7 protein-coding genes are annotated in these 7,526 nt (G+C 38.5%); 4 read left to right on the top strand and 3 right to left on the bottom strand.

Translation table 11 applies throughout. The features are described 5' to 3' along the window. Window positions 1-24: 24 nt before the first annotated feature. Complete coding sequence (locus ACO6FI_RS07090; RefSeq protein ID WP_485456739.1) at window positions 25-1,251, bottom strand: argininosuccinate synthase; 1,227 nt, start codon at window positions 1,249-1,251, stop codon at window positions 25-27. 101 nt (window positions 1,252-1,352) lie between these two features. Continuing rightward, on the bottom strand, window positions 1,353-2,186 hold the full coding sequence (locus ACO6FI_RS07095; protein ID WP_485456740.1) for an AraC family transcriptional regulator: 834 nt from the start codon (window positions 2,184-2,186) through the stop codon (window positions 1,353-1,355). A 154-nt stretch (window positions 2,187-2,340) separates the two neighbouring features. Here ACO6FI_RS07095 and cysK point away from each other — a divergent pair, with 154 nt between their 5' ends. The 4 genes from cysK to ACO6FI_RS07115 all read left to right on the top strand — a co-directional run bounded on the left by cysK (window position 2,341) and on the right by ACO6FI_RS07115 (window position 6,703). Then, entirely contained in the window at window positions 2,341-3,273 is a 933-nt protein-coding gene (gene cysK, locus ACO6FI_RS07100) for a cysteine synthase A (protein WP_485456741.1), read from the top strand. Between the two features lie 129 nt (window positions 3,274-3,402). Then, window positions 3,403-5,088, top strand: a complete 1,686-nt coding sequence (locus ACO6FI_RS07105) for a glutamine--tRNA ligase/YqeY domain fusion protein (RefSeq protein ID WP_485456742.1) — start codon at window positions 3,403-3,405, stop codon at window positions 5,086-5,088. Then, on the top strand, window positions 5,088-6,506 hold the full coding sequence (gene pdxR, locus ACO6FI_RS07110; RefSeq protein ID WP_485456743.1) for a MocR-like pyridoxine biosynthesis transcription factor PdxR: 1,419 nt from the start codon (window positions 5,088-5,090) through the stop codon (window positions 6,504-6,506). Before ACO6FI_RS07105 ends, pdxR begins: the two co-directional genes overlap by 1 nt. Continuing rightward, the gene (locus ACO6FI_RS07115; RefSeq protein ID WP_485456744.1) at window positions 6,503-6,703 is read left to right on the top strand and encodes a DUF1858 domain-containing protein; all 201 of its coding nucleotides are present in this window, start codon (window positions 6,503-6,505) and stop codon (window positions 6,701-6,703) included. Before pdxR ends, ACO6FI_RS07115 begins: the two co-directional genes overlap by 4 nt. Before the next feature lie 43 nt (window positions 6,704-6,746). Here ACO6FI_RS07115 and ACO6FI_RS07120 read toward each other — a convergent pair whose 3' ends face one another. Next, window positions 6,747-7,439 (bottom strand): LrgB family protein, encoded by a 693-nt coding sequence (locus tag ACO6FI_RS07120; protein WP_448946380.1) that lies wholly within the window; start codon window positions 7,437-7,439, stop codon window positions 6,747-6,749. Window positions 7,440-7,526 lie beyond the last annotated feature (87 nt).

Raw genomic sequence — 7,526 nt, forward strand, 5'->3', positions numbered from 1 at the left:
GGGCTGAAAATCAGCCCCGATTTTTTATTTCTCTTTATTAATTTGTGCCATCTTCATAGCCCTTACCTTCAGAGGAAGTCCGAACAATGTGATAAAACCGTCGGCGTCGTGGTGGTCATATAAATCACCTGTAGTAAATGAAGCCAGGGATTCGGAGTAGAGTGAGTATGGAGATGTTGTACCTGCCTTTATAATATTTCCTTTATAAAGCTTTAATTTAACTTCACCTGTAACATACTTCTGTGTGGACTCAACAAAGCTTTGTATAGCTTCACGAAGAGGTGTGAACCATTTGCCTTCATATACTATCTGAGCAAACTTATTTCCCATATCTTTCTTTACTTCAAATGTCGCCCTGTCAAGTACCAGCTCTTCAAGTGCGTCATGAGCTTCCATAAGGATAGTTCCTCCCGGAGTCTCGTATACACCCCTTGACTTCATACCTACAACACGGTTTTCCACTATATCTATAATACCGATACCGTTTGCACCTCCAAGCTCGTTTAATTTGGTGATAATCTCTGAAACTTTCATCTTCTCGCCGTTTAGGGCTACAGGAACACCTGCTTCAAAACTTAGTGAAATCTCGGTTTCTTTATCAGGAGCCTTTTGAGGTGTCACACCGAGCATAAGTACATGGTCGTAGTTAGGCTCAAGTGAAGGGTCTTCAAGTTCAAGTCCCTCATGGCTGATATGCCAAAGGTTGCGGTCACGGCTGTAGCTTGAGTCTGCCGAGAACGGAAGATCGATTCCATGTGCCTTACAATATTCTATCTCGTCTTCACGTGACTGCATGGTCCATATATCGGTCATACGCCAAGGTGCGATAATCTTAAGATCGGGTGCCAATGCCTTGATACCCAGCTCAAATCGAATCTGGTCGTTTCCTTTTCCTGTAGCACCGTGGCAGATTGCAGATGCGCCTTCTTTTCTTGCCACTTCCACAAGTTTCTTTGCAATGCCCGGCCTTGCCATAGATGTTCCGAGCAGATATTTGTTCTCATATACCGCACCTGCCTGTACACATGGAACGATATATTCGTCACAGAACTCATCAATCATGTTTATAATGTAGAGTTTTTCCGCTCCTGAGAGCTTAGCCCTCTCTTCAAGACCGTCAAGCTCATTTCCCTGACCGCAGTCTATACAGCAGCAAATTACATCATAATTAAAATGTTCCTTTAACCAAGGTATGATAGCGGTAGTATCAAGACCGCCTGAATATGCCAATACAACTTTTTCCTTTGCCATAAAGCCTCCTATGTATAAAAATACGAATAAAATATAGTAATATACTTTATATATGCTGTTTGCTATAAAATACGCTTATAAATATACAATAAAAAAGAATATTATGCAAGTACATTTTTCTTTTTATATAAATAAATTTTTCTGTACTCGCTTGGGGTCAGATTTGTTTCGGCTTTAAAAATCCTGTTAAAATGAGTGAGAGAAGAAAAGCCGGTTTCATGAGATATTTCGGTAAGTGACTTTTTGGTTTCCATTATCTTCCTTTGTGCGTGCATTATTCTGGTCTTATTTATATATTGAACTATAGTTTTTTCGGTTCTTTTTTTAAATTCCCTGGATAAGTGATATTTTGATATAAAGAATTTTTCGGATAACAATTCCAAGCTCAAATTTTCTTTATAATTATTATGTATATAATTTATTACCTGACTTATTCTGTTTTTATCTTTAACCCTATCCTCAGGCTTTGCCTGCCTTAATATGGTAATAAGCAACAGATTGAGCAGTATTTTCCTATATTCATTTGAAAATTTTTTTGTATCGTCCTCTTCAGCTAAAAGCATTTCAAGTATATGGTGAATTGAGAAGTTGTTATTTCTGTCATAGTGGTAGTAACCGCAGCTGTTTAGCAGTTTTTGATACATAGACTCCGATTCTATTTGATCCGTATAGAAGTAGATTACTATCCTTTTGAAAGGAATATTTTCTCTGCCAAATGAATAGTGCATTGCATATGGCGGAAATAGTATATAGTCTCCGGGCTTTATAGTAATAAGTTCGTTATTCAGCATATGACATCTTTCGCCGCTTTCAAGATAATATAATTCGAAAAATTCATGGTAATGTGCTTCGTTCATATTGTCATTGATACCTTCTATCTGCTCACAGGAGATTTTTTCACCCATGGCTATTTTTATACCGGCATTATCTAACATAGTATCTCCTAAACATATATTTTATAAGTACTTTAAGGCAAAAAAATATAAATATCAAGAAAAATAAAAAATCGCTTGACAAATATAATTAAATAGATTATTATAAACCTATAAAACAAGTAGGAAAACAGGAATACGAAAAATGGAGGTTTGTATGTCTAGAGTTTATAAGAGCAGCAGCGAGTTGATTGGTAACACACCACTTTTGGAGGTGTCAAATATAGAGAAGGAGCTTGGACTTAAGGCAAAGGTTTTGGTTAAGCTTGAGTACTTTAATCCGGCAGGTTCCGTAAAGGACAGAATAGCACTTGCTATGATAGAGGCGGCTGAGAAGGCAGGAAAGTTAAAGCCGGGCGCAACTATCATCGAGGCTACATCAGGAAATACAGGAATCGGTCTTGCTTCAGTAGGTACATCCAAAGGATATAAGGTAATTCTTACAATGCCTGAGACTATGAGCGTTGAGAGAAGAAATATTCTTAAGGCTTATGGAGCTACTATCGAGCTTACAGAAGGTTCAAAGGGAATGAAGGGTGCTATTGCAAAAGCTGAGGAGCTTGCGGCAAGCATTGAAGGAAGCTTTATACCTGCACAGTTTGACAATCAGGCAAACCCTGCAGTACATAGAGCAACAACAGGTCCTGAGATCTGGAATGATACAGATGGAGAGGTTGATATCTTTGTAGCAGGTATCGGTACAGGCGGTACTATTACAGGTGTAGGTGAGTTCCTTAAGGAGAAAAAGTCCGGTGTTAAGGTTGTTGCTGTAGAGCCTACAGGTTCACCTGTACTTTCAGAAGGAAAGAGCGGCCCACATAAGATTCAGGGTATCGGTGCAGGATTTATCCCTAACACACTTAATACAAAGGTTTATGATGAGATAATCACAGTTGAGAACGAAGAGGCTTTTGAGTACGGCAGACTTATAGCGTCAAGAGAGGGTGTACTTGTAGGTATATCTTCAGGTGCGGCATTATTTGCAGCTATCAAGGAAGCAAAGAAGCCTGAGAATGAGGGAAAGACAATAGTTGCTCTTTTACCTGACAGCGGTGACAGATATTTCTCAACACCTTTATTTACAGAATAATATTTTATCCCCTTTTACATTGAACGGTAAAGGGGGATTTTTGTATACAAGTGTCTCCGGGATTGCGATAGATTTATATCAATGATATAATGATATCTTAGTTAATAAAGCAAGAGATGGGAGAAACTTATGTCGGAAGAGATTAAGAATACTGAGACAGTTTCAAAGAATTTTATTGAGATAGAGATAGACAAGGACCTTGCGTCCGGGAGATTTGATCATGTACAGACCAGATTTCCGCCGGAGCCTAACGGATATTTACATATAGGTCATGCAAAGTCGATTATCTTAAATAATGATATTGCAAAAGAGTATAACGGAAAGTTTAACTTAAGATTTGACGATACCAATCCTACCAAGGAAAAGGAAGAATTTGTCAATTCAATCATTGAGGATGTGAAGTGGCTTGGAGGAGAGTTTGAGGACAGACTTTTCTTTGCATCAAACTATTTTGAAGAGATGTATGAGAAAGCTGTAATGCTTATCAAAAAAGGTAAGGCGTTTGTCTGTGACTTAAGTGCGGATGAGATAAGAGAGTACAGAGGTGACTTTAAGACTCCGGGTAAGGAGAGCCCTTATAGGAACAGATCAGTTGAAGAGAACTTAAAACTTTTTGAGGATATGAAAAACGGCCTCTTTGAGGACGGAAGCCATGTACTTCGTGCAAAGATAGATATGGCGTCACCTAATATCAATATGAGAGACCCTATAATTTACAGAGTGGCAAGAATGACTCATCATAATACAGGTGACAAGTGGTGTATCTATCCGATGTATGATTTTGCACATCCGATAGAGGATGCCATCGAGGGTATTACACACAGTCTTTGTACACTTGAGTTTGAGGATCACAGGCCACTCTATGACTGGGTTGTAAGAGAATGTGAGTACAAGAATCCTCCGAGACAGATAGAATTTGCAAAGCTTTATCTTACAAATGTGGTTACAGGTAAGAGATATATAAAAAAGCTTGTAGAAGACGGTATAGTGGACGGATGGGACGATCCGAGACTTGTTTCAATTGCGGCGCTCAGAAGAAGAGGTTATACTCCTGAGTCTATCAGAAACTTTGTAAAGCTTGCAGGTGTCTCAAAAGCCGATTCATCTATAGAGTCCGCAATGCTTGAGTATTGTATAAGAGAAGACCTTAAGTTGAAGAAGTCAAGAATAATGGCCGTACTTGATCCTATAAAGCTTATAATAGACAATTATCCTGAAGGTCAGTCTGAATTATGCACAATGCCTAACAACCTTGAAAACCCTGAGCTTGGTGAAAGAGAGATAGAATTCGGAAGAGAACTCTATATTGAAAGAGAGGACTTTATGGAAGTTCCGCCAAAGAAGTACTTCAGACTCTTCCCGGGAAATGAAGTAAGGCTTATGGGCGCTTATTTTGTAACCTGTACTTCTGTAGAAAAGGATGAAAACGGTGAGATTATTGCAGTTCATGCAACCTATGATCCTGAAACCAAGTCGGGTTCGGGATTCAATGCCAGAAAAGTAAAGGGAACAATACATTGGGTAAATGCAAATACGGCACTTAAGGTTGAGATGAGACTTTATGAGAATATCGTTGACGAGGAGAAGGGTAAGCTTGATGAGAACGGAAATCTTAACCTCAATCCGAACTCGCTTACAATATTGAAAAATTGCTATGTTGAAAGCTGCCTTAAGGATGCAAAGGAATATGACAGCTTCCAGTTTGTAAGAAACGGTTTCTTCTGTGTGGATGCAAAGGACTCAAGACCTGACGCACTTGTATTCAACAGAATTGTTTCACTCAAGAGTTCGTTCAAGCTTCCTAAGAATGACTGATGGAGCTTCTTATAGATTTAAGAGCCGATTGCCCGATATATGAGCAAATCTATGAATTTATAAAGAATGAAATAAAAAACGGACAGATTTTGCCTGACACCAAACTTCCGTCCACAAGAAGGCTTTCACAGAGTCTTAAGATATCAAGGACGACAGTGGTCAATGCATATGAACAGCTTTCGGCTGAAGGCTATCTAAGGTCAAGAGGCGGCAGCGGCTATATTGTAAATAAGCTTGACGATATGGATATTTTAAAAAAAGTATCAGGTACCAAAGAAAGGTCACATTACATACTTCCGGCTTGTAAGACTGAGAGTAAAGAAGATGATAATTTAATTGACTTTTCTCCGATAAAAATTGATTCAAAGAGTTTTCCGTATGCTTCGTGGAGAAGTATTGCAAGAAAAGTATTTTCAAATGACAGTTCGGATGTATTCACGGCAGGAGATAATCAAGGTGAGTACGGACTGAGAGTACAGATAGCTGATTATTTGCATACGGCCAGAAGAGTGGAATGTACTCCGCAAAACATCATAATAGGTGCCGGAAGTGAGTATCTTATATTGCTTTTGGGACTTCTACTTGGAAGAAAGCGTATAGCACTTGAGAATCCGGGGTATATCAAAGCAAGAAAGATTTTCGAATCTATGGATTGGGATGTCATAAGCGTTGATATGGATGATGAAGGTATGGATATAGGTAAACTTAAAAGCGGTAAGGCGGATATTTGCTATTTGATGCCTGCCAATCAATATCCTACAGGTGTTATAATGCCTATAAAAAGAAGAAGAGAGCTGATAGCATGGTGCTATGAAAGTTCAGGCAGATATATTATAGAGGATGATTATGATTCCGAGTTTCGATTTGTAGGTAAACCGATACCTGCAATGCAGGGACTTGACCCGCAAAAGGTGATATATATAGGTACATTTTCAAAGTCAGTTGCACCTGCAATAAGAGTGGCATATATGGTGCTTCCGGATGAGCTTATAAAGGAGTACGGTTCAAGACTTGATTTCTTTTCATGTACCGTACCGAGGTCGGATCAGGATATACTTGAAATATTTATAAAAGAGGGGTATTTTGAGAGGCATCTGAACAGGATGAGGACTAACTACAGGCTAAAAAGAGATACGCTGATAGAATGCATAAAAAAGTATTTGCCAAGGTCTATGGTAGTCGAAAACAATTCCGGGCTTCATATTTTAATGACCTTGGAAGATTTAAGTGAAAAAGAGATACTTGATTACGGGGTAAATGCAGGAGTGAAGTTTTATCCCATATCGGTTTTTTATACCGGTAAGAATATAAAGAAATCAACTGTTCTGGTAGGCTTTGCCTCATTGACGGAAGATGATATAAAAAAAGGAATAAAAGATTTTTCCGAATTAGAGGAAAGAAGAAAGGAGTCTTTATGACAATAAACAAGAATATGACAATAGGTGAACTTTTGATAACCAATGATTTGATTGCACCTATGCTTATGAGAGCAGGTATGCACTGCCTGGGATGTCCTTCATCACAGATGGAGACACTTGAAGAGGCTTGCATGGTACATGGAATTGACTGTGATACATTGGTGTCACAGATAAATGAAATACTTGCTGCAGTATAATAAAGGCGCCGTTTGAGTTTAAGCTCAAACGGCGCCTTTTTTATTACATAATCTTTGCGAAGAATGAAGCAAATATAACTGTTATAATACCTGCAACGGCTATGGAGAGTGAACTCATAGCACCTTCGGTTTCACCCATTTCAAGTGCCTTTGATGTACCGATAGCATGGGCTGAAGCACCCAGTCCGATACCCTTTGCTATAGGATTTGTAACTTTGAATACTTTGTATACAATATCAGCCATAACATTTCCGAACACACCTGTTACAATGATGACGGCGGTAGTGATGGTGGAAATACCTCCAAGCTCTTCAGATACGCCGATACCGATAGCGGTGGTGATGGACTTTGGAAGCATTGAGACATAGTACTCATGCTTTAAGTGAAAGAGTATTGACATAACAAGTATTGAGATAAGTGATGTCAATACGCCTGCTATAAGCCCCGACATAATAGCCTTAAAGTTGTCCTTTAAAAGTGTCAGCTTTGAATAAAGCGGAATAGCAAGTGCAACAGTTGCCGGTGTAAGCAAATAGCTTATGTATTTTGAACCATTATAAAAATCTTTAAACTTGATATGGAATATAACAAGTACAAAGATTACTATAATGATAGAGATTAACAGCGGATTAAAAGCCGCTATCTTGGTCTTTTGTCTTAAGAACACACCTATTTGGTATGATACAAGGCATAGTAACAGACCGAAAAATACAGAATTACTCAAAAAGTTAGTCATTCTTTTTTGCCTCCTCTTGCATTTCTTTTCTTATTTCTTCCTCTCTTTGTTTTTCTTCTTTTTGTACCTTTTTATCAAGTTTTATGA

It is taken from the genome of Lachnoanaerobaculum sp., assembly GCF_057250505.1.

Coding starts and splice junctions, on each gene's coding strand:
- ACO6FI_RS07090 (WP_485456739.1), bottom strand. CDS start 1,251: ATGGCAAAGGAAAAAGTTGTATTGGCATATTCAGGCGGTCTTGATACT.
- ACO6FI_RS07095 (WP_485456740.1), bottom strand. CDS start 2,186: ATGTTAGATAATGCCGGTATAAAAATAGCCATGGGTGAAAAAATCTCC.
- cysK (WP_485456741.1), top strand. CDS start 2,341: ATGTCTAGAGTTTATAAGAGCAGCAGCGAGTTGATTGGTAACACACCA.
- ACO6FI_RS07105 (WP_485456742.1), top strand. CDS start 3,403: ATGTCGGAAGAGATTAAGAATACTGAGACAGTTTCAAAGAATTTTATT.
- pdxR (WP_485456743.1), top strand. CDS start 5,088: ATGGAGCTTCTTATAGATTTAAGAGCCGATTGCCCGATATATGAGCAA.
- ACO6FI_RS07115 (WP_485456744.1), top strand. CDS start 6,503: ATGACAATAAACAAGAATATGACAATAGGTGAACTTTTGATAACCAAT.
- ACO6FI_RS07120 (WP_448946380.1), bottom strand. CDS start 7,439: ATGACTAACTTTTTGAGTAATTCTGTATTTTTCGGTCTGTTACTATGC.